Annotated in this window: 20 protein-coding genes and 1 pseudogene; 12 read left to right on the forward strand and 9 right to left on the reverse strand. The window is 73.4% G+C overall.

Annotated features, from left to right (window positions below; all coding sequences use genetic code 11):
• Nucleotides 1-7: 7 nt before the first annotated feature.
• From ACZ45Q_RS24745 to ACZ45Q_RS24760, 4 genes and pseudogenes are all read left to right on the forward strand, one after another.
• The gene (locus ACZ45Q_RS24745) at nucleotides 8-1,036 is read left to right on the forward strand and encodes a hypothetical protein (RefSeq protein ID WP_468265080.1); all 1,029 of its coding nucleotides are present in this window, start codon (nucleotides 8-10) and stop codon (nucleotides 1,034-1,036) included.
• On the forward strand, nucleotides 1,033-2,004 hold the full coding sequence (locus ACZ45Q_RS24750; RefSeq protein WP_468265082.1) for a serine/threonine-protein kinase: 972 nt from the start codon (nucleotides 1,033-1,035) through the stop codon (nucleotides 2,002-2,004). The genes ACZ45Q_RS24745 and ACZ45Q_RS24750 overlap by 4 nt, the downstream gene beginning before the upstream one ends.
• A gap of 106 nt (nucleotides 2,005-2,110) precedes the next feature.
• A pseudogene (locus ACZ45Q_RS24755) lies at nucleotides 2,111-3,041 on the forward strand (IS5 family transposase).
• Nucleotides 3,042-3,084: 43 nt separating this feature from the next.
• A complete protein-coding gene (locus ACZ45Q_RS24760; protein ID WP_468265084.1) occupies nucleotides 3,085-4,854 on the forward strand; it encodes a protein kinase domain-containing protein in 1,770 nt (589 codons plus the stop codon).
• A gap of 90 nt (nucleotides 4,855-4,944) precedes the next feature.
• On the opposite strand, the gene ACZ45Q_RS24765 is transcribed toward ACZ45Q_RS24760, so the two are convergent.
• Nucleotides 4,945-6,234, reverse strand: coding sequence for a streptophobe family protein (locus ACZ45Q_RS24765; RefSeq protein WP_468265086.1), 1,290 nt, complete (start codon nucleotides 6,232-6,234; stop codon nucleotides 4,945-4,947).
• 169 nt (nucleotides 6,235-6,403) lie between these two features.
• On the opposite strand from ACZ45Q_RS24765, the gene ACZ45Q_RS24770 reads away from it, so the two are divergent.
• Both ACZ45Q_RS24770 and ACZ45Q_RS24775 read left to right on the forward strand, forming a co-directional pair.
• Nucleotides 6,404-7,633, forward strand: a complete 1,230-nt coding sequence (locus ACZ45Q_RS24770; RefSeq protein WP_468265088.1) for a DUF6777 domain-containing protein — start codon at nucleotides 6,404-6,406, stop codon at nucleotides 7,631-7,633.
• Between the two features lie 217 nt (nucleotides 7,634-7,850).
• A complete protein-coding gene (locus ACZ45Q_RS24775) occupies nucleotides 7,851-8,306 on the forward strand; it encodes an ATP-binding protein (protein WP_468265090.1) in 456 nt (151 codons plus the stop codon).
• Between the two features lie 169 nt (nucleotides 8,307-8,475).
• Here the strand turns inward: ACZ45Q_RS24775 and ACZ45Q_RS24780 are convergent, their stop codons facing one another.
• On the reverse strand, nucleotides 8,476-9,363 hold the full coding sequence (locus tag ACZ45Q_RS24780) for an RNA polymerase sigma factor SigF (protein ID WP_468265226.1): 888 nt from the start codon (nucleotides 9,361-9,363) through the stop codon (nucleotides 8,476-8,478).
• Nucleotides 9,364-9,618: 255 nt separating this feature from the next.
• Here ACZ45Q_RS24780 and ACZ45Q_RS24785 point away from each other — a divergent pair, with 255 nt between their 5' ends.
• On the forward strand, nucleotides 9,619-10,086 hold the full coding sequence (locus ACZ45Q_RS24785; RefSeq protein ID WP_468265092.1) for a helix-turn-helix domain-containing protein: 468 nt from the start codon (nucleotides 9,619-9,621) through the stop codon (nucleotides 10,084-10,086).
• Nucleotides 10,087-10,132: 46 nt separating this feature from the next.
• Here ACZ45Q_RS24785 and ACZ45Q_RS24790 read toward each other — a convergent pair whose 3' ends face one another.
• Complete coding sequence (locus ACZ45Q_RS24790) at nucleotides 10,133-10,735, reverse strand: ClpP family protease (protein WP_468265094.1); 603 nt, start codon at nucleotides 10,733-10,735, stop codon at nucleotides 10,133-10,135.
• A gap of 2 nt (nucleotides 10,736-10,737) precedes the next feature.
• Nucleotides 10,738-11,394, reverse strand: coding sequence for an ATP-dependent Clp protease proteolytic subunit (locus ACZ45Q_RS24795; RefSeq protein ID WP_468265096.1), 657 nt, complete (start codon nucleotides 11,392-11,394; stop codon nucleotides 10,738-10,740).
• A 271-nt stretch (nucleotides 11,395-11,665) separates the two neighbouring features.
• Between ACZ45Q_RS24795 and ACZ45Q_RS24800 the strand changes: the two genes are divergently transcribed.
• Nucleotides 11,666-12,148: a VOC family protein gene (locus tag ACZ45Q_RS24800; protein ID WP_468265098.1), complete on the forward strand. Its 483-nt coding sequence runs from the start codon at nucleotides 11,666-11,668 to the stop codon at nucleotides 12,146-12,148.
• Nucleotides 12,149-12,243: 95 nt separating this feature from the next.
• Here the strand turns inward: ACZ45Q_RS24800 and ACZ45Q_RS24805 are convergent, their stop codons facing one another.
• A complete protein-coding gene (locus tag ACZ45Q_RS24805) occupies nucleotides 12,244-13,221 on the reverse strand; it encodes an SGNH/GDSL hydrolase family protein (protein ID WP_468265100.1) in 978 nt (325 codons plus the stop codon).
• 166 nt (nucleotides 13,222-13,387) lie between these two features.
• Between ACZ45Q_RS24805 and ACZ45Q_RS24810 the strand changes: the two genes are divergently transcribed.
• Together ACZ45Q_RS24810 and ACZ45Q_RS24815 are read left to right on the forward strand one after the other, a co-directional pair.
• Entirely contained in the window at nucleotides 13,388-14,182 is a 795-nt protein-coding gene (locus tag ACZ45Q_RS24810; RefSeq protein ID WP_468265102.1) for a VOC family protein, read from the forward strand.
• A gap of 31 nt (nucleotides 14,183-14,213) precedes the next feature.
• Nucleotides 14,214-14,912, forward strand: coding sequence for a ribonuclease H family protein (locus tag ACZ45Q_RS24815; RefSeq protein ID WP_468265104.1), 699 nt, complete (start codon nucleotides 14,214-14,216; stop codon nucleotides 14,910-14,912).
• A gap of 67 nt (nucleotides 14,913-14,979) precedes the next feature.
• On the opposite strand, the gene ACZ45Q_RS24820 is transcribed toward ACZ45Q_RS24815, so the two are convergent.
• The 3 genes from ACZ45Q_RS24820 to melC1 form a co-directional block, all read right to left on the reverse strand.
• Nucleotides 14,980-15,429, reverse strand: a complete 450-nt coding sequence (locus ACZ45Q_RS24820; protein ID WP_468265106.1) for an SRPBCC family protein — start codon at nucleotides 15,427-15,429, stop codon at nucleotides 14,980-14,982.
• 89 nt (nucleotides 15,430-15,518) lie between these two features.
• A complete protein-coding gene (gene melC2, locus ACZ45Q_RS24825) occupies nucleotides 15,519-16,343 on the reverse strand; it encodes a tyrosinase MelC2 (RefSeq protein ID WP_468265108.1) in 825 nt (274 codons plus the stop codon).
• Nucleotides 16,344-16,376: 33 nt separating this feature from the next.
• On the reverse strand, nucleotides 16,377-16,775 hold the full coding sequence (melC1, locus tag ACZ45Q_RS24830; protein ID WP_468265110.1) for an apotyrosinase chaperone MelC1: 399 nt from the start codon (nucleotides 16,773-16,775) through the stop codon (nucleotides 16,377-16,379).
• A gap of 342 nt (nucleotides 16,776-17,117) precedes the next feature.
• Between melC1 and ACZ45Q_RS24835 the strand changes: the two genes are divergently transcribed.
• The gene (locus ACZ45Q_RS24835) at nucleotides 17,118-18,329 is read left to right on the forward strand and encodes an FAD-dependent monooxygenase (protein ID WP_468265112.1); all 1,212 of its coding nucleotides are present in this window, start codon (nucleotides 17,118-17,120) and stop codon (nucleotides 18,327-18,329) included.
• Nucleotides 18,330-18,334: 5 nt separating this feature from the next.
• Nucleotides 18,335-19,318 (forward strand): aldo/keto reductase, encoded by a 984-nt coding sequence (locus ACZ45Q_RS24840; protein WP_468265114.1) that lies wholly within the window; start codon nucleotides 18,335-18,337, stop codon nucleotides 19,316-19,318.
• Between the two features lie 26 nt (nucleotides 19,319-19,344).
• Here ACZ45Q_RS24840 and ACZ45Q_RS24845 read toward each other — a convergent pair whose 3' ends face one another.
• A complete protein-coding gene (locus tag ACZ45Q_RS24845; protein WP_468265116.1) occupies nucleotides 19,345-19,692 on the reverse strand; it encodes a hypothetical protein in 348 nt (115 codons plus the stop codon).
• Between the last annotated feature and the right edge of the window lie 70 nt (nucleotides 19,693-19,762).

Consider the following 19,762-nt stretch of genomic DNA (forward strand, 5'->3'; position numbering starts at 1 on the left):
CGCCCCGATGACCACTCCCGGTTTCCGGCCCAGCCACGTCGTCCCGCGGCACGGACTGCCCGCGTGGGAGAGCCCCGACCCCGGCAGGCCCACCGTGCCCCTCGACCCGCTGCTGCCGGTGCAGCTGGTCGAACGCACCGGCGACTGGGCGCACGTGCTGTGCTCCAACGGATGGTCGGCCTGGGTGGACGGCAGGCTCCTGGTCGCCGTACCGCAGGACCCGCCCGCCGCCGGCGGCCCGCAGGACCGCACCGCCGATCCCCGGCCGCTGCTCACCCGCGCCGAACAGGGCCTGGCCCGCTACCGCGCCGCCGTCGAGGAGCTGGCGGGCGGCACGCTCGACGGCGAGTCCTTCCGCGCCCGCACACGGGGGCTGCGGGTCGGGGTGGTGGTGGACGGCGAGTCGGTGTGGCTGTACGACACCGACCGCTCGCAGTGGGTCCACGGCGACGGCACCCGGCTGAACACCTACGCCACGGACGACGCCCTCGCGGACCGGACGTCCGGCGCCCACGACGATGCCGTACCGCCGGAGGCGGACGCTCGGCGAGGCGCTCGGGGAAGCGCACCGGACCAGGCGGCGCCGGCCCGGCCGACCCGGGCCGCACCCGAGGCCGGGCCCGCGGGCCGGCCCGCACCCGGCGGGGCGGAGCCCGGGGCGGAGCGGCACTACTCACCGACCCGCCTCGTACCGGAGTCCGCCGCCCCCGGCTCACCCCCCGCCCCGGCCGGCCCGCCCCCGGTGCGCCCTCCAGCCGCCGGCGGCGCCGCCGGCGGCCGCGCCCCGGACGCCGAGCCCACGCGGCTGGTCGGCGGGGCCGAGCCCACGCGTGTGGTCGGCGGGGCCGAGGGCGACGGGGGGCGGCCGTACCCGGACGCCCATGGCACGGGGCCGGCCCGGGAGGAGGGCGACGAGCGTCGTGCGGGCGGCGAGGGGCCGCCGGAGCGGGAGGCCACGCGCCTGGTGGGCGAGGGCGAGCCGCCTCAGGCGCCCGCTCCCACCCGGATCGTGACCGGTGACGGGGAGCACCGGTGAGCGAGCGCACCAGCGTCTTCTCCGGGCGTCCGTCGGAACTGGTGGGGCGGCGGATCGCGGGGTACCGGATCGAGCACGAGATCGGGCGCGGCGGCATGGCCGTCGTCTACCGGGCCCGCGACCTGCGACTGGACCGCACCGTCGCACTGAAGCTGCTCGCCCCGGAACTCGCCCGCAACGACACCTTCCGGCGTCGCTTCTCCCACGAGTCCCGTGCCGCCGCCGCCATCGACCACCCGCACATCGTGCCGGTCTTCGAGGCGGGCGAGACCGACGGCGTGCTGTACATCGCCATGCGCTACGTCCCCGGCAGCGACCTGCGCCACCTCCTGGACCGCCATGGCCCGCTCGCGCCCGCCCCGGCGCTGCGCATCGCCGTCCAGGTGGCCTCCGCGCTGGACGCCGCCCACGAGCACGGGCTGGTCCACCGGGACGTCAAGCCCGGCAACATCCTCATCGCCCGCGGCACGGACGGCGAACACCCCGAGTACGCCTACCTCACCGACTTCGGGCTGACGAAGAAGTCGCTGTCGCTCACCGGCTTCACCACGGTCGGCCAGTTCGTCGGCACCCTCGACTACGTCTCCCCGGAGCAGATCTCCGGCCGCCCGGTCGACGGCCGCTGCGACGTCTACGGGTTCGCCTGCGTCGTCTACGAGACCCTCGCCGGGCGCCCGCCGTTCCGCCGGGACGACGACCTGGCCCTGCTGTGGGCCCACCAGTACGACGACCCGGCACCCCTCACCGACGCCCGGCCCGAGCTGGGCGCCGCGGCCGACGCCGTGTTCGCCGAGGCCCTCGCCAAGCGCCCCGAGGACCGGCACGAGTCCTGTCTGGCGTTCGTCGCCGCGCTGCGCGGCGCGATCGGCCCCGAGGGCCCCGAACCGCACCCCCCGGCCGGCGGCGCGGCCGACCGTCCCGCGCCCCCGCCCCGCTGGGCCGAGCCGGTCTTCGGACGCCGGCGCTAGACGCATCGGCTGGAGCGTGCGGACACCCCCTAGGACGCGCGGACACCCCCTAGGAGCTGTCCGGTCGATCATGTGACTACCGCGTGGTCGTGTCGTTGATGTGGACATGGGGCGGGGCGATCTGACGGGTGTCGAGTGGGAACGGCTACGGCCGTTCTTGCCGGTGAGCAACAGGCGTTGCGGCAGGTGGAGGGACCACCGGCAGGTGATTGACGGGATTCTTCACAGGGTGCGGACCGGCGTGCAGTGGCGTGACCTGCCCGAACGGTTCGGCCCATGGAAGACCGTCTATGAACGCCACCGTCTGTGGTCGGCCGACGGAACCTGGGAACGCCTGCTCCAGCAGGTACAGGCCGAGGCCGACGCGGCCGGGGAGATCGACTGGGACATCTCGGTCGACTCCACTATCGTGCGGGCGCATCAGCATGCTGCCGGCGCACGCGCCGAACTACCGCCTGCCCCCGCCTCAAAGGGGGGGCGCAGCAGCAGAACACAGGGCGAAACGCCGTGGCGGAGCCTCGTCGCCCGCTTGGTGGAGGTGGCGCAGAGGGTGAGGGCCTGGGCCGCTCGCGCGGCGGGTTTACCACCAAGCTCCACCTCAGCACGGACGGCCGCTGCCGCCAGCTGTCCCTGATCGTCACACCGGGACAGCGGGCGGACTGCACTCAGTTCAAGCCCGTGCTGGAGAAGATTCACGTCCCGCGGATCGGGCCGGGCAGGCCGCGCAGGAAACCTGACAGCCTCGCGGCGGACAAGGCTTACAGCAACGGCCCGTGCCGCGAGTACTTGCGGTGCCGGGCCATCCGGCACACGTTCCGGAGAAGACCGACAGCCAGACCGCCCGACTGCGCAGCGGGTCGCGCGGCGGACGGCCACCCGGCTTCGATGAAGAGCGGTACAAAAAACGCAACACTGTCGAGCGAGCTATCAACCGACTGAAACAACACCGGGCAGTGGCCACTCGCTATGACAAGCGTCGCTACGTCTACCTCGGCACCATCACCGCAGCAGCCCTCGTCATCTGGCTCCGCACGTGAGCGCCCGAATCACCCTGGAGATCGGCATGTACATTGTCTCGTCGTGATCGAAAGCGTGGGCGGGCGAGTCGTCGCCGACAGGTACGTGCTCGCCGACCGGCTGGGTAGCGGCGGGATGGGCACGGTGTGGCGTGCCTGGGACCATCTGTTGCAGCGGACGGTGGCCGTCAAGGAACTCCACGCCGTTGGCGGCGGGTACGAGCAGCAGGCGGCGATGCGGCGTGTGCTGTCGGAGGCGCGGGCGATCGCCCGGGTGACGCACGCGCATGTGATCGACATCTACGATCTGGTGGAGTTCGACGGCGGTCTGTGGATCGTCATGGAACTAGTGCCGGGGGGCTCGCTGAGCGAGCGAGTGCGATCGAGCGGGCTCCTGTCACCGGCGGAGACGGCCCGCGTCGGCCTGGAGGTCCTGTCCGCGTTGGATGCGGTCCACGCGGCCGGTGCGCTGCACCGTGACGTGAAACCGGCCAACGTACTTCTGCGCGCGGACGGCAGCAGCGTGCTCACCGACTTCGGTATTGCCGCCCTGTCCGGTCACACAGGTCTCACGGGTGCGGGGGGCGTGGTCGGTTCGGCCGAGTACATGGCCCCGGAACGTCTGCGCGATCAGCCCGCCGGACCGGCCAGCGATTTGTTCTCCCTCGGCGTCACCCTGTGCTTCCTCGCCTCCGGTCAGACTCCCTTCGCCCGCGGGGATCTCACGGCCACCGCGTTCGCCGTCGCCTTCGAACCCCCCTCCGTCCATGTCCAAGGCCCGCTGGGCGACGTCATCGAGCAGTTGCTCGACAAGGACCCGGCCATGCGGCCGTCCGGCGCACAGCTCGCGGACGCGCTGCGATCGATCGTCGACGGCGCTCCCCGAACGGTGCAGGCGACTCTGCGGCAGCCGGTGCCGCCCGTACGCGCGAACCGGCGCCGCACGTCGGCCGCAGGGGCGAACCGGCGCCGCACGGCGATCATGGGGGCGATCGCCGTGGTGGTGCTCCTCACCGGAGCGGGCGTGACCGCATACGTCACCGGAGACGCCCCCGGCTCTGGTTCGCCCCGGCGGACCGGGCCTACGTCCACCGGTCTCCATGCAGGCTTGCGTGTGGATGCGGTGATGCCGCTTCCGGGTGCGCGGGGCAGGTTCTGGGTGTTCTCCGGCAGCGAGTACATGGTCGTCGAGGCGGGTGCGGATCCGGCGTCGGCGCGGCGGGTGAGCGGGCCGGCTCCGATCGCGCAGTGGCGCAAGACGTTCGGCGGACTGGACCGCTTCACGGACAGGATCGACGCGGTCCTGCCCGTTCCCGGTGACGACCATCGCTTCTGGGTCTTCTCCGGCGACCAGTACCTGCTCGTCCACATCGCGGGCGACCGCTCCGGCAAGGGCCGCCTCCAAGAACCACGCCCCCTCACCGACTGGAGCGACAGCATGGGAGGGGCCCCGGGTTTCTCGCAGCGTGTGGATGCGGTGATGCCGGTTCCGGGTGCGCGGGGCAGGTTCTGGGTGTTCTCCGGCAGCGAGTACATGGTCGTCGAGGCGGGTGCGGATCCGGCGTCGGCGCGGCGGGTGAGCGGGCCGGCTCCGATCGCGCAGTGGCGCAAGACGTTCGGCGGACTGGACCGCTTCACGGACAGGATCGACGCGGTCCTGCCCGTTCCCGGTGACGACCATCGCTTCTGGGTCTTCTCCGGCGACCAGTACCTGCTCGTCCACATCGCGGGCGACCGCTCCGGCAAGGGCCGCCTCCAAGAACCACGCCCCCTCACCGACTGGCCGTCCTTGAAGCCGTTCCGAACGGTTGACCCGACCGGACTGGACACTTGACCGGAACGCGGCCGTCATGACATTGCAGACACGGGAGGAAGAACACCCTCCGCGAGTCACCCGACAGTGACATGATCGGGCGGACAGCTCCTAGGAGCGGTCGGCCGCACCGCCCACCGCGCCCCGCCCCCGCCGCACCGCCCACCGCGCCGGCAGCGCGCCGACGAAGCCGGCGACCAGACCCCACAGCAGGGCCAGGCCCAGCGCCCGCCACAGCCGCGGCCGCAGGAACAGGTCACCCGACAGTCCGCCGCCCAGGTCGCCGATACCGAGCACCGACAGCCCGAAGCGGGCGGAGATCCGTCCGACGAGGCAGATCATCAGCACCGTCAGCGCCAGCGCGACGGCCATGTGCACCCCGTGCCGCCACGCCGGCAGCCGGCCGGGCGTGCGCGCCGCCTTCACGAACCCGGCGGCCGGCAGCAGCACGGCGGCGGCCACGAGGAGCCACCACGCCCGGCCGTCGTGCTCGGCCAGCGTGCCCAGGTCGAGCGTGGAGACGTCCGGTGTGCGCAACACCTCGTCCAGGACCCGCGGCATCGGCAGCCCGAACGGTCCCTCCACCCGTCCCTCCCAGGCCGCGCCCATCCCGATGGTCAGCGCCGGCCACACCAGGTTGGGCAGCCCCAGCAGCAGGACCGCGAACGTCTCCGCCGGGTGGCCCCGGGTCGCCGCGACGACCAGTCCCACCACCGCGCCGATCACCACGTAGGCGAGCAGCAGCAGCACCATCGCGTACGCCGCGGGCCGCACCGAGGTCTCCCAGCGCAGGACCCGCCCCGGAAGCGGCGCGCCGTGCGCGGCCAGCAGGGCCAGCGCGAGGACGCCCGCCAGCCACACCGTCCCGAACAGCACGGTCAGCGGCACGTCGGTGGTGAAGCCGACCTTCGGGGCGAGGCCGAACAGGTCGCCGAGCTCGTCCAGTCCCTCGCCGAGGGAGATCTCGAAGGTCTGCCGCGCGGCGAAGGCCAGGCCCAGCAGGGCGAGCAGCCACAGCACGGCGATCCGGCCCGCCCAGCCGGCCAGCTCCGCCGCGCCGGCCACCGCGCGGTGGCGCAGCGGCCGCAGAAAGCCCCAGGCGATCACCAGCGCGCCGGTCAGGGTGACCGACAGCGGGATCACGGCCAGCGACGCCTCGGTGCCGGCGAGCTGTCCGGCGTCGCCGGACAGTTCGACCGCCCCGCCGACGGCGGTCACGACGGTCGCCGTGACGACCCGGGGGAAGGCGTTGCCGGGCAGGTCGGTGGCGCCCGCCGCCCACAGTCCGAGCGCGGCGACGACTCCCATGGCGACCAGCCCGGCCAGGACCGTGCCGAGCGCCTGCACCCAGCCGTGGCGGGCGACCGTACGGCCGGCGGGGGAGGGGGTTGGCGAACTCACCCTGCCACGCTAAGCAGCGCCCGCGGGGGGCGCCCGCCGGGCAGGGCCGTCCGCGTCCGCTTGCGCCCACCCCCGGACCGGAGCACACAATTGGAGGAGATACCGAGATAGCGCGCATATCGGCTGAAACCTCGTCAGAGTCGTTCAGGTCTTCGCGGAAGAAGAGCTCGTGAGCGTCGAACCGCCGTCGTCCGGCCGTCCCACCGGACCGCCCTCCGGGCCGCTGTCCGGGCCCTCGTCCGGATCACCGACCGGCCCCTCCCAGCCGCCCTCCGGCGGCCCCCCGCCCCCGCCCTCGGGCGGCGGCAGCTCCATGGGTCCCGAGCCCGGGCCGCCGCACCGCCCGTGGTGGCGGTCCGCGCCGCGCGTCGCGGTGCTGGCCGCGGTCGTGGTGGCCGCGGTCGTCCTGGCCGTGGTCTTCTCCCGCACCGGCGGGGACTCCGGCACGCCGGCCGGCTCCGACGCCGAGGGCGAGGTGTTCCTCCAGGCGGCGGGCACGCGCGGCCCCGACCCGTTCACCGGGTCCACGGCGAAGGACAGCTCCGTTCCCTCCGAGACCCCGAGCCCCGCCACCGAGTCCGGACCGGCCAACGAGCTGCGCGGCGTGAACGGCGGCGACCCCGGGCTGTACGGCGGCACCCGCAACGTCGCCAGCTGCGACGTGGAGAAGCAGATCGACGCGCTGCGCGCCGAGCCGGACAAGAACCGGGCGTTCGCCTCGGTGGCCGGGGTCGACCCCTCCGACGTGCCGGCCTACCTGCGCGGGCTGACCCCGGTGCAGCTGCGGGTGGACACCCGCGTCACCAACCACGGCTTCCGCGACGGACGGGCCACCCCCTACCAGGCCGTCCTCCAGGCCGGCACCGCCGTCCTCGTGGACGACCGGGGCGTGCCCCGCGTGCGCTGCGCCTGCGGCAACCCGCTGACCGAGCCGGTCGCCCAGCGGACGACACCGAGGACGACGGGCGACCCCTGGCCGGGGTACCGCCCCTCCGGCGTGGTCGTCGTCGAACCGGCGCCGCGGCCAGTGGAGGTGTTCGTCCTCTACGACCCGGAGCGCGACGAGTGGATCGCCCGGCCCTCCGGCGACACCGGCGCCCAGGACCGCGAGACCGAACCCCCCACCGACCCCGCCTCCCCGTCCCCCGGCGAGACGTCCCCGACGCCGCCGGGCACGGACCCGACCGGCCCGGCCTCGCCGCCGGAGACCGGGGACGGCACCACCGAGGGCCCGACCTCCGAGGATCCCGGCACCCCCGAGGACCCGGGGACACCCGAGGACCCGGGCACGCCCGAGGACCCCGGCACGACCGAGCAGCCGCCGCCGAACGACCCGGGCACCCAGTCCGCCCCCTCCGCCGAGGTGCCCCCGTCCCCGGCCGGTCCGCTCGCCGCGTGACGCCCCGGCTCCCGCCCGGCCCCGCCTCCGACGCCGCCCCGCCGCCGTTGTCCGGCTCCCGGCCGGGCCGCCCGTGACCAGCCCGGGTACCATCCGGATGCGCCCCGAGACTGTGACGATGCCCGCAGTGCCGCTCCGGGGGACTGCGGAGCCGAGGCCGGGGTACGAGGACTGGTGCAGCAGCGTCCGGCCAGTCCGGCATCCGAGAGAGAAACGCATGATCGAGCACCTGGACGGGGCAGTGATACCGACTGGTTTCGACGTGCCCGTGGACCCGCTACGGCGGGCGGCGCACTACACCGGTGACCCCGGAAGCATCGCCGAGGCGCGTGCCTTCGCCTCGCTCTTCCTCGACCAGCTCAGGACCGAGTGGTGCGCCAGGATCGGCCCGCGGGCCGACGGCGCGGTGCTCCTGGTGGTGAGCGAGCTGGTCACCAACGCCGACCGGCACAGCAAGGGCCCGTACATCCTGGAGCTGGAGGGCACGGACGCCACCGTGACCGTCTCCGTCTACGACAGCAGCGGATCGATTCCGCGGCGCTTCCCCCGGGACCCCGAGCGCGTCGGCCGCCACGGCCTGGAGATCGTGCACGCCCTGGCCAGGGAGGTCGTCGTCGAACGCGTCCCGGTCGGCAAGCGCGTGCGCGCCGTGGTGCCGCTCCAGGAGGACTGAGCCCGCGCCTCGCCCCGTGCCGCCCCCTGCGGTGCCGAACCCGGTGCTGCCCCCTGCGGTGCCGAGCCCGCCGCCGCCGTGCGCCGGTGCGTGTCCCAGGGGCGGCGGCAGGGGGCCCTCCCGCTCTCGTCGTCGTGCGCGTTCGCGCCTCTCGTGGCGACCGGACGGCTCAGGCGCAGCCCAGTTCGCCCAGCATGCCCTCGCGCAGCCGGGTGATGATCCGCTTGATCAGCCGTGACACGTGCATCTGCGAGCACCCGAGCTTCTCGCCGATCTCGGCCTGGGTGGCCTCCTCGACGAACCGCATATGGATGATCTGCCGGTCGCGTTCGCTCAGCTCCGCCATGAGCGGGGCCAGCGCGTGGAAGTCCTCGACGAGCCGCAGCCCGTCCTCCTCGACGCCGATGAAGTCGGCGAGCACCGCCTCGCCGCCCTCGGGACCGTCACCGGTGAGCGCCGCGTCGAGGGAGGAGGAGTTGTAGCCGTTGGACGCGATCTGCCCCTCGATCACCTCGCTCTCGCTGATGTTCATCAGCGTGGCCAGCTCGCTGACGGTGGGCTCGCGGTCCAGCCGGCTGGACAGCTCCTCGCGGGCCTTGGCCAGCTCCACGCGCAGCTCCTGGAGCCGGCGCGGCACGTGCACCGCCCAGGTGGTGTCGCGGAAGAAGCGCTTGATCTCGCCGACGATGTAGGGCAGCGCAAAGGAGGTGAACTCGACCTCGCGCGACAGCTCGAACCGGTCGATGGCCTTGATCAGACCGATCATGCCGGTCTGGACGATGTCCTCCATGTCGTCCCCGCGGCCGCGGAACCGGCCGGCGGCGAACCGCACGAGCGACATGTTCATCTCGATGAGGGTGTTGCGCGCGTACTGGTACTCGTGCGTGCCCTCTTCGAGTTCGGTCAGGCGCTGGAAGAACTGGCGGGACAACTCCCGCGCGTCCCGCGGGGCGACGGTCCGGGGGTCCACGACGCCCGGCAGCGACCCGCCGTCCGTCCCGGTCCCGCCGGCCTCCTCGGCGTCCTGTGCCTGCGAGCGGATCACGGCGGTGTCCATTACCTCTCCCACGAAAGTCACGGTTCGGTCTACCTGAGTCCTTCGGGCTTGCGTGTACCCAGGTCAGGGCAGCACATACCTGCCACCCGCGCGGGCGGCGGAAAACCGTCGCTCTTTTCGTAGGCCACACATACTCATTTCATGGTATGTCCGCATTTCTCGGAGCGCATCAGAGGAGGCACAGGGCCATCGCGTTCTCCTCAGGGCGGAACGCCGCACCCTTCCGCGCGGGCCCGGCGCTCCTAGGCTGTAGCGGTGAGCAGCCAAGCGCCGAACGAAGCCCGCGTCATCCCTCTGCGCCCGCCCGCCGGCCCTCCGGGAACGCGCCCCACCGCACACCCGGGAGCTCCCGCCGCGCGTCCGGGTCTCCGTCCCGCCGCCGGCCCGGCCCGGCCGGACACCCCGCCGCCCACGGACCGGGAGCCGCTCTGGCGCGACCTGGTCGGCGACGTCCTGCGCCGTGAGCGACTGGCACAGGAGCGCACCCTGAAGGACGTCGCCGAGGCCGCCCGGATCTCCATGCCCTATCTCTCCGAGGTGGAACGCGGCCGCAAGGAGGCCTCCTCGGAGGTGCTCGCGGCCGCCGCCCAGGCCCTCGGCCTCGGCCTCGGCGATCTGCTGTCCCGGGTCCAGGGAGAGCTGACCCGCCTGACCTCGCGGCCCACGGTCGGCCGCCGCGGCACACCCACGGCACGCCGCGACGGGCTGTGCCTGGCCGCTTGACGGCAGGCACCCGGAGGCCGGCGCCGCGCGGCGCCGGCCCCGCGTCTCAGACCGTCACGAGACGCCGGCTGAGCACCTCGTCGGCCAGCCCGTACGCCACCGCCTCCGACGCCGTGAACACCTTGTCGCGGTCCATGTCCGCGCGCAGCGCCGCCACGTCGTGTCCGGTGTGACGGGCCAGCACCTCCTCCACCTGCGACCGGATGCGGACCATCTCCTTGGCCTGCAACGCCAGGTCGGACACCGTGCCCCGGGCGCCCCCGGTGGCCGGCTGGCCGAGCAGCACACGCGCGTGCTCCAGCACGAACCGCCGGCCCGGGTCCCCGCCGGCCAGCAGCACGGCCGCCGTGGAGGCCGCCTGCCCGACGCAGAACGTCGAGATCGGCGCCCGCACGAACGTCATGGTGTCGTAGATCGCCATGAGCGAGGTGAAGGAGCCGCCGGGCGAGTTGATGTAGACGGCGATCTCGTTCTCCGGTGCCGCCGACTCCAGATGCAGGAGCTGCGCGATGACGACGTTGGCGACGCCGTCGTCGATCTCGGTGCCGAGGAAGATGATCCGCTCCGACAGCAGCCGGCTGAACACGTCGTAGGACCGCTCGCCCCGCGGGGTGCGCTCGACGACGTTCGGAATCGTGTACGTGCCCATGCCTACAGCCCCATCCGTCGCCTCGGGGCGGCCGGGCGGACGTCCGCGAGGGACTCCACGACCCGGTCCACCATGCCGTACTCCCTGGCCTGCTCGGCCGTGAACCAGCGGTCCCGGTCGCCGTCGCGCGCGATGGTCTCCGGCGACTGCCCGGTGTGCTCGGCGGTGATCCGCTCGATGGTCCGCTTGGTGAACTCCAGGTTCTCCGCCTGGATCTCGATGTCGGCGGTGGTGCCCCCGATCCCCGCCGACGGCTGGTGCATCATGATCCGCGCGTTCGGCAGGGCGTACCGCTTCCCGGCGGTGCCGACGGTCAGCAGGAACTGGCCCATGCTGGCGGCGAATCCCATGGCGAGCGTCGAGACGTCGTTCGGGATCAGCCGCATCGTGTCGTAGATGGCCAGCCCCGCGTGCACGGAGCCGCCGGGGCTGTGGACGCACAGGGTGATGTCCGTGCGCGGGTCCTCCGCGGACAGGACCAGCAACTGGGCGCAGACCCGGTTCGCGGAGACCTCGTCGACCTGGGTGCCCAGCAGGACGATGCGCTGGGCGAGCAGTTGGGCGGCGAGATGGTCGTCGAAGCGGGTCGGAGAGGTGTCGCCCTCCTCCGCCCGCGGCAGCGGGGCCGGCAGCGGGCCGGCGGCGGTCAGTGGAGGCATCGGCGCTCCTTGTCGAGTCGTCGGGAGAAGTCGCACGCGGCGGGTCGGCGCCGCGCTCCCCACTGTCGACCGGCGAGGGCCCCGGCCGGGGATTTCTCTGCCCGCGGCAGATTCGCCACGGGCAGAGCGGCCCGGAACACCGGGCGGGCGGACGCCGTCCGGCGCACCGGATTCCGGGCGGTTCGGCCGATGGGCGATGACTTTCCGGGCCAGGGCCGGTCCCTACTGACGACCGTGTCCGACGAGCGTGTCCCACTCACAGGAGGAACTCATGGCCAGCGACGGATTCACCACCTGCCTCTGGTTCGACGAGCAGGCCGAGGAAGCCGCGCACTTCTACGTGTCGGTCTTCAAGAACTCCAGCATCGGCGCCGTCACCCGCTACCCCGAGGGGTCCATGCGCCCCGCCGGTTCCGTGATGACGGTCGACTTCACCGCCAACGGCCAGAGGTTCGTCGCGCTGAACGGCGGACCGCAGTTCACGTTCACCGAGGCGATCTCCTTCCAGGTCATGTGCGACTCCCAGGAGGAGATCGACCACTACTGGGCCAAGCTGCTGGAGGGCGGGGGCGAGGAGGGGCCCTGCGGCTGGCTCAAGGACCGCTTCGGGGTCTCCTGGCAGGTCGTCCCGCACCGGCTCAACGAGATGTTCGCCGACCCGGACCCGGTGAAGGCGGCGAACGCGAGCAAGGCGATGATGACGATGCGCAAGCTCGACCTCGCCGCCCTGGAGCGGGCCTACGCGGGGCAGTGACCCGCCGGGCCGTCCGCGCGGCGCCGGTCCCGCCGGCCCCTTGCACGTCCTTCGCCGGTTGCACGTCCTGTGCCGGCCGGTCGTCGCCGCGCGCCTCAGCGGCCCGCCGCCTCGCCGACCACCCGGGTGATCTCCCGGGCCATCCGCAGGATGCCGGGGGAGCGCACCGGGCAGGGCCGGGGCGTGGACGTGGTGGGGGCCAGGCAGAAGTGCAGATGGTCGTCGTCGCGGTGGAGCGCGGTGCGGCCCCGGGCCGGGTCGGTGCAGTAGCCGGGGCGGGCCCGTTCGTCGGCCGTGCACGGCAGGTGCCGCACCCAGGTGTGGCGGGCCCCCGCGGCGCTCACCGTTCTCCCGGCGTCGGCGACCAGGTCCCCGAAGGCGCGCGCCGTCCGTTCGTAGACGCCGTTGACCAGCCGGACCCGCTCCGGGGTCATGGGGTCCGGGCCCTGCAACACCCACACCAGGCGCGGCCGGTGCGCCCCGCCGGCCGCCGCGATCTGCCGGGTGAGCCGCTCGGCGTCGGCCTCGTACCGCTCGGCGTAGCGCCGGTGCGAGGCGTCGTAGGTGATCCCGTCCATGCAGGGCGTGTAGCCCCAGGAGTTGCCCCAGAACTGGAGGACGACGACGTCCGGCCGCAGCGACCGCACCAGGGCCGCCGCCTTGTCCCGGGCCGGCACCAGGGACCGGCCGGGCACGCCCTCCAGATAGTCGCAGAGCGTGGTGCCGGAGTACGGCGCGCTGGTGTGGACGGCCCGTAGCCGCCCGCGCAGTTCCCGCCCGAGGACCTCCTGGTTCTCCATGGCCAGGGAGTCACCGAGGTACAGCACGCGGGGTGGCGGCCCGGTCGGGGCGGAGCCGGTGGCGGAGGCACCGGGGGAGCGCACGCCGGGAGACGGGGCCCCGGAGGGGGTCTCGGGCGAGGAGGCCCCGGGCGTGGCGGCGGCCCGCTGGTGCGTGGTGGCCGACGCCCGCGGTGCCGGGGGCGGTGCCCCGGCCGGCTCGGACTCCGGGTCCCCGCACGCGCCGAGCAGTACGGCGGCCAGCACGGTCCCCACGATCCACGGCTTGCGCATACGGCAGCTCCCGCCCCGGCCGACGCCCCGAAGGCCCCAGGCAAGCACACCGGGGCCGCCCGCGGAAGACACCCGCGTGACAGAAGGGCGCCGTCCGGCGCGCGCGGCGAACGGTGGATGACTAGCGTGAGGAAACGGACGAACCACTCATGCGGGAGGCTGCGTCATGGCCGGTCAACCTGAGGGCGCCCCTTGCTGGGCCGATGCGATGTTCGGCGACCTCGAGGGAGCCAAGCGCTTCTACGCGGAGGTCCTCGGCTGGACGTTCGGCGAGTCGCCGGAGTTCGGCAACTACACGACCGCCTACGCCGACGGCAAGGCGGTGGCCGCCGTCGTCCCGCCCATGTCCGGCCAGGCGGGCCACTCGCAGTGGTGCCTGTACTTCGCGTCCCGGGACGCCGCCGCGACGGCGGCGAAGATCCGCGAGCACGGCGGCAAGCTGCTGATGGAGCCGATGCAGGTCGGCGACTTCGGCACCATGTGCCTGGCCCGCGACCCCGGCGGCGTGGTCTTCGGCGTCTGGCAGAGCGGCACCCACGAGGGCTTCGAGGCGATGGCCGTTCCGGGAGCCTACTGCTGGTCGGAGATCTTCACCCGCGACCCCGGGCCGTCCGACGCCTTCTTCCCCGCCGTCTTCGGCTACCGGTCCCAGCGGATGGAGGACGACTCGATCGACTTCCGGCTCTTCGACCTCGGCGACCGCCCCGTCCTGGGGCGCATGCAGATGGGCGACGACTTCCCGCCCGAGGTGCCGCCCTGCATCAACGTCTACTTCACCGTCCCCGACTGCGACGCCGCGGTGTCCCGGGCCACGAAGCTCGGCGGCACCCTCGACTCCGGGCCGATGGGCTCGCCCTTCGGCCGGTTCGCGGCGCTGCGCGACCCGCAGGGGGCGAGCTTCTCGGTGATCGACCTCACGACCACCGAGGGCGAGATGCCGAGGATCACGGACCTGCCCTGAGCCCCGCCCGGGAGCCCCGCGCGGCCATGGCATGATCGGGCCCATGCGTGAACGTGTAGTGGCCGCGTGCGACGGGGCCTCCAAAGGCAATCCCGGACCGGCCGGCTGGGCCTGGGTCGTCGCGGACGAGACCGGGACACCGGCCCGCTGGGAGGCGGGTCCGCTGGGCCGGGCCACCAACAACGTCGCCGAGCTGACCGCGCTGGAACAGCTGCTGGCGGCGACCGACCCGGACGTGCCGCTGGAGGTCCGCATGGACTCCCAGTACGCCATGAAGGCCGTCACCACCTGGCTGCCCGGCTGGAAGCGCAACGGCTGGAAGACGGCGGCCGGCAAGCCGGTCGCCAACCAGGACCTCGTCGTGCGCATCGACGGACTCCTGACGGACCGCACGGTGGAGTTCCGCTACGTGCCCGCGCACCAGGTCGACGGCGACCGGCTCAACGACTTCGCCGACCGGGCCGCCAGCCAGGCGGCCACCGTCCAGGAGCCGGCGGGCAGCGGCCTCGGCTCGCCGGAGCCGCCGCCCGCACCCGACGCCCCGGCGCCCCGGGCCCCGCGCCGCAAGCCCGGGGCGGCCCGCAAGGGCGGCGCCTCCTCGGCGCGGACCATCAAGGCGAAGTTCCCCGGGCGCTGCCTGTGCGGCCGCTCGTACGCGGCCGGCGAGCCGATCGCCAAGAACGACCGGGGTTGGGGGCATCCGGAGTGCCGCACGGCGGCGGCCGGATAGCCCCGGCGGCACCGCCCCGGGCGCCCCGCCCGGTGCCCGGGGGAACCCACCGTGCGTCCGGTGCGGCTCACACGGCGCCCCGCCAGCCGCCGGTCTCCTGGCCGCGGCGCTCGATGAACTGCTTGAAGCGCGTCAGGTCGTCCTTGGTCTGCCGCTCCACGAACCCGAGCTTGTCGCCCACCTTCTCGGTGATGCCGTCCGGATGGACGTCCATCTGGAGCATCACCTTGGTGCGCTCGTCGTCCAGGCGGTGGAAGGTGACCACCCCGGCCTGCCGCGCCTCGCCCGCGACCGTGGTCCAGGCGACCCGTTCGTCCGGGATCTGCTCGGTGATCTCCGCGTCGAACTCCCGGCGCACGCCCCGCACGTTCGTGACCCAGTGGGTGAGCGTGTCCGTGCGCTGCTCGATGCGCTCCACCCCGCCCATGAACTCGGGGAAGCTCTCGAACTGCGTCCACTGGTTGTAGGCGGTGTGGACGGGGACGCGGACCTCGATGGACTCCTCGACCTGCGACATGCGTAGTGCCTCCTCGTTCCGTGTCGTGGGTTGTCCGGCAGGTCGTCGTGAGTACCCGTCATGTGCGGGGCGAATCGCCGACGGGGGCGTCAGTCGGTGTCGAAGGTGTAGTGCGCCGTGTGGTCGAGCAGGTCCGCCGGACGCACGTCGTTCCACGGCTTCATCGGCTCGTCGAGGTCCACCACGTCCGGGGTCCCGCCGGCCGGCACGTACCCCGCGCCGGGGTGGCGGTGCTGCCACTCGGCCCACAGCTTGTCGACGTAGGCGTGGTGCAGCCAGAACACCGGGTCGTTGGGGGAGGCACCGGTGGCCATGTGGCCGCCCACCCAGACGTGCACCCGGTTGTGGAGATTGACGCCCCGCCAGCCCTCCAGATGGTTGCGGAAGCCGTCGGAGGCACTGTTCCAGGGAGCCATGTCGTACGTCGGTATGGACAGCACCGACTCCACCTCCGCCCGGGTGGGCAGCCGGAGCCCGCCGCCGCCCAGCGACCGGCGCAGGAAGGTGCGCCCGTCCACACGCACCGTGATCGGCCAGTTCCCCGAGTCCGCGGCGAACGGCCCGTCCGTCACCCGCCCGTCGCGGCTGCGTCCGGTGCCGCCGAGGAAGTCCGGGGCCCACAGAGAGGCCCGCGCCGAACGGTCGGTGCTCCAGTCCCAGTACGGCAGCGCCACCGAGGCGTCCACCGACTGGAGGGCCCTTTCGAAGTCCAGCAGGAATCTGCGGTGCCAGGGCAGGAAGGACGGGGAGCGGTGCCCGGTCCGCTCGCCGTCGTCGGTGTCGGCGAGGATGAAGGCGTTGTGCGTCGAGACGAACGCGTCGTAGCGGCCTGTGCGCTTCAGCTCCAGGACGGCGTCGACGAAGCGGCGCTTCTCGTCGGTGGTGAGGCTCGCCTGGTTCTTGCGGACGGTCATGTGCGGAGGGCTCCCGGTCGTCGTGCTCAGGGGTCAGTGGGCGGGGGTGGGGAAGGGGACGAGCGGTGCCCCCTGCAACTCGTCGACGGCGGCCCGGGCGGCGGCGAGCGGGCTCGGCACCGGGTCGTAGTGGCTGACGACGCTGATCCAGCTGCCGTCCGCGTTCCGCATCACGTGCAGCTCCACTCCGTCGACGAACACGGCGTAGCCGGGGCCGTGGTGATGGCCGCCCCCGGCGGCGGGGCGGCCCTGTATCCGGCGGCCCCGGTACACCTCGTCGAAGGCGGTGGGGGAGTGGTGCCCTTCCCCGGCCGCGGACCACGAGGCGGGCGACGCCGCGGACCCGGAAGGGGCCGCGGCGGCCGAGGTGCCGGCCGCCGTGGCGAGGACGGCCGCGGCGGTGAGGGCCCGGCGGCGGCTGAGTTCTGGCATGCGGATCTCCCGGAGGTGCGCTGGCTGGAGGGACCCGGTATGCCTATCGGTCCGGTCGGCAAGCGGGGAAATCCGCGGACGGCGGTTGGCCGCGATCCGGACAAGTCCCCACAAGCCGTACAGCGTTGAACCAGAACGATCTTGCCCGGAGAGTGCGTCCCCGGGACTCGGAAGGGGGAATTCCTTCCCTTCGGCCCCCGGTCCGGGCGGTTGTTTCGCACGATGGCACGGCCCCGGCGGTCCGCCCCCTCCCGGGAAAGTGACGCGAACCCGCAGCCTGACCCCGCGCGGGCCGACTGCTACTGTGCGCTGCGAAAAGACCGATATGCGTAGATATCAGGGGTGTGTGTGAAGGTCGTCTGCGTCGGTGGCGGGCCCGCCGGCCTGTATCTGTCGATCCTGCTGAAGCTCCAGGACCCGTCCCACGACGTCACCGTGTACGAGCGCGACCCGCAAGGCTCCACCTACGGCTGGGGCGTGACGTACTGGCGCCCCCTGCTCGACCGGCTCCGCGCACACGACCCCGCATCGGCGCGCACCGTCGAGGAGGCGTCCGTGCGCTGGCGCGACGGCGTCGCCCGCGTGGGCGGCCTGACCACGCGTCACCGCGGCGACGAGGGCTTCGGCATCGGCCGCCACCGGCTGCTGGAGATCCTCGCCGCCCGCGCCCGCGGCCTCGGGGTGCGGCTGGAGCACGGCCACGAGGTCCGCCCCGACGACCTGCCCCCCGCCGACCTCGTGGTCGCCGCCGACGGAGTCGGCAGCGCGCTGCGCACCCGGCACGCCGGCCACTTCGGCACCGAGGTGCGCTCCGGCCGCAACCCCTACCTGTGGCTCGGCACCACCAAGGTCTTCGACGCCTTCACCTTCGCCTTCACCGAGACCGCCCACGGCTGGATCTGGGCCTACGGCTACGGCTACGACCCCGGGCACAGCACGTGCGTCGTCGAGTGCGAGCCCCGCGCCCACACCGGACTCGGCCTGGACCGGGCCGAGGCCGGCGAGGCGCTGGTGCTGCTGGAGAAGCTGTTCGCGGACGTCCTCGACGGCCACCCCCTCACCGGCCGGCCCTCGGCCGACGGCGGCGCCGGCTGGGCGGCCTTCCGCACCCTCACCAACCGCACCTGGTCCCGCGGCAACCTGGTGCTGCTCGGCGACGCCGCCCACACCACCCACTACTCCATCGGCGCCGGCACCACCCTCGCCCTGGAGGACGCGATCGCGCTGGCCGAGGCGCTGCGCACGCACCCCGCCCTGCCGGACGCCCTCGCCGGCTACGAACGGCGGCGCAAGGCCGACCTGCTGCCCGTGCAGAGCGCGGCCCGGCTCAGCGCCCAGTGGTACGAGAACCTGACCCGCTACATCCACCTCCCCCCGGAGCGGATGTTCGCCCTGCTCGGCCAGCGCCACTCGCCGCTGCTGCCCCACGTCCCGCCGCAGCTGTACTACCGCATCGACCGGGCCGTGGGCCGGCTGGAACCGCTGCGCCGGCTCAAGCGCCGACTGGGACCGCGGGTGGCGCGGGCGGTGCACGCACGGCGGATGACAGACTGACGCCCATGGAAGAACGCACATTCGACAGGTCGGGTCAGCACGCGTCCGTGGTCGGTCTCGGCACCTGGCAACTGGGTGCCGACTGGGGAGACGTCGACGACAAGGAGGCCCTCGCGGTCCTGGAGGCGGCGGCCGAGGCCGGCGTGACCTTCTTCGACACCGCCGACGTCTACGGCGACGGCCGCAGCGAGGAGACCATCGCCACGTTCCTGCGCGGCCGCCCCGATCTCCACGTGCTGGTCGCCACCAAGATGGGCCGCCGCGTCGAGCAGATCCCGCAGAACTACGTCCTGGACAACTTCCGCGCCTGGAACGACCGCTCCCGGCGCAACCTCGGCGTCGACGTCCTGGACCTGGTCCAGCTGCACTGCCCGCCCACCCCCGTCTACTCCACGGACGAGGTCTTCGACGCCCTCGACACCCTCGTCGCCGAGGAGCGGATCGCCGCCTACGGCGTCAGCGTCGAGACCTGCGCCGAGGCGCTCACCGCGATCGCCCGGCCGAACGTGGCGAGCGTCCAGATCATCCTCAACCCGTTCCGGATGAAGCCGCTCACCGAGGTGCTCCCGGCGGCCCGGGAGGCGGGCGTCGGCATCATCGCCCGCGTGCCGCTCGCCTCCGGCCTGCTGTCCGGCCGGTACACCAAGGACACCGTCTTCGCCGCCAACGACCACCGCACCTTCAACCGGCACGGCGAGGCCTTCGACCAGGGCGAGACCTTCGCCGGCGTCGACTACGCCACCGGCGTGGAGGCCGCCGCCGAGTTCGCCGCCCTCGCTCCCGAGGGATACACCCCGGCCCAGCTCGCCCTGCGCTGGATCATCCAGCAGCCCGGCGTCACCACCGTGATCCCCGGCGCCCGCTCGCCCGAGCAGGCCCGCGCCAACGCGGACGCCGCCCGGCTGCCGGAGCTGTCCCCGCAGACCCTCGACGCCGTCCGCGGCCTGTACGACCGGCGGATCAAGGACCAGGTCGAGAGCCGCTGGTAGGGAAACCCCCTCCGGCCGGCCGCCGATCACGGCACCAGGAGCAGCTCCCGTTCCTGCTCCTGGTCGCCGGAGGCCGCGCCCTCGTCACGTGTCCGGAAGGCCCGCGCCAGTGTCTCGCTCGCCGCCGACACGGCCTGCGGCGTGCCCTGCACGGTGACCGTCACCGGCTCGGACAGCCGCCCCCCGCCCGCCTCGGCGGTGCCGGCCGCCTCCGGGGTGAGCGGAGCGGTGAAGGTCGCCGTGCGCACCGTCGCCCGCTCGTCCGCCGGGGCGTCCTGCGGCGCCCCGAACACGTGCTCCAGCACCCGGACCACCGTCCGCGCGTCGTCGAGGCCGCCCCCGCTGAGCGTCACCGTGAGCTGTGTGTCGGACATCCTGTGCGACCTCCTCGGGCTCGGGCTGCGGTCGCCGCCCGTGTAACCGCCGGCCGGCCGGTCAAACCGT

It is taken from the genome of Streptomyces sp. NPDC031049, assembly GCF_055571015.1.

Coding starts and splice junctions, on each gene's coding strand:
- ACZ45Q_RS24745 (WP_468265080.1), top strand. CDS start 8: ATGACCACTCCCGGTTTCCGGCCCAGCCACGTCGTCCCGCGGCACGGA.
- ACZ45Q_RS24775 (WP_468265090.1), top strand. CDS start 7,851: ATGATCGAGCACCTGGACGGGGCAGTGATACCGACTGGTTTCGACGTG.
- ACZ45Q_RS24780 (WP_468265226.1), bottom strand. CDS start 9,363: ATGGACACCGCCGTGATCCGCTCGCAGGCACAGGACGCCGAGGAGGCC.
- ACZ45Q_RS24790 (WP_468265094.1), bottom strand. CDS start 10,735: ATGGGCACGTACACGATTCCGAACGTCGTCGAGCGCACCCCGCGGGGC.
- ACZ45Q_RS24795 (WP_468265096.1), bottom strand. CDS start 11,394: ATGCCTCCACTGACCGCCGCCGGCCCGCTGCCGGCCCCGCTGCCGCGG.
- ACZ45Q_RS24800 (WP_468265098.1), top strand. CDS start 11,666: ATGGCCAGCGACGGATTCACCACCTGCCTCTGGTTCGACGAGCAGGCC.
- ACZ45Q_RS24805 (WP_468265100.1), bottom strand. CDS start 13,221: ATGCGCAAGCCGTGGATCGTGGGGACCGTGCTGGCCGCCGTACTGCTC.
- ACZ45Q_RS24810 (WP_468265102.1), top strand. CDS start 13,388: ATGGCCGGTCAACCTGAGGGCGCCCCTTGCTGGGCCGATGCGATGTTC.
- ACZ45Q_RS24815 (WP_468265104.1), top strand. CDS start 14,214: ATGATCGGGCCCATGCGTGAACGTGTAGTGGCCGCGTGCGACGGGGCC.
- ACZ45Q_RS24820 (WP_468265106.1), bottom strand. CDS start 15,429: ATGTCGCAGGTCGAGGAGTCCATCGAGGTCCGCGTCCCCGTCCACACC.
- melC2 (WP_468265108.1), bottom strand. CDS start 16,343: ATGACCGTCCGCAAGAACCAGGCGAGCCTCACCACCGACGAGAAGCGC.
- melC1 (WP_468265110.1), bottom strand. CDS start 16,775: ATGCCAGAACTCAGCCGCCGCCGGGCCCTCACCGCCGCGGCCGTCCTC.
- ACZ45Q_RS24840 (WP_468265114.1), top strand. CDS start 18,335: ATGGAAGAACGCACATTCGACAGGTCGGGTCAGCACGCGTCCGTGGTC.
- ACZ45Q_RS24845 (WP_468265116.1), bottom strand. CDS start 19,692: ATGTCCGACACACAGCTCACGGTGACGCTCAGCGGGGGCGGCCTCGAC.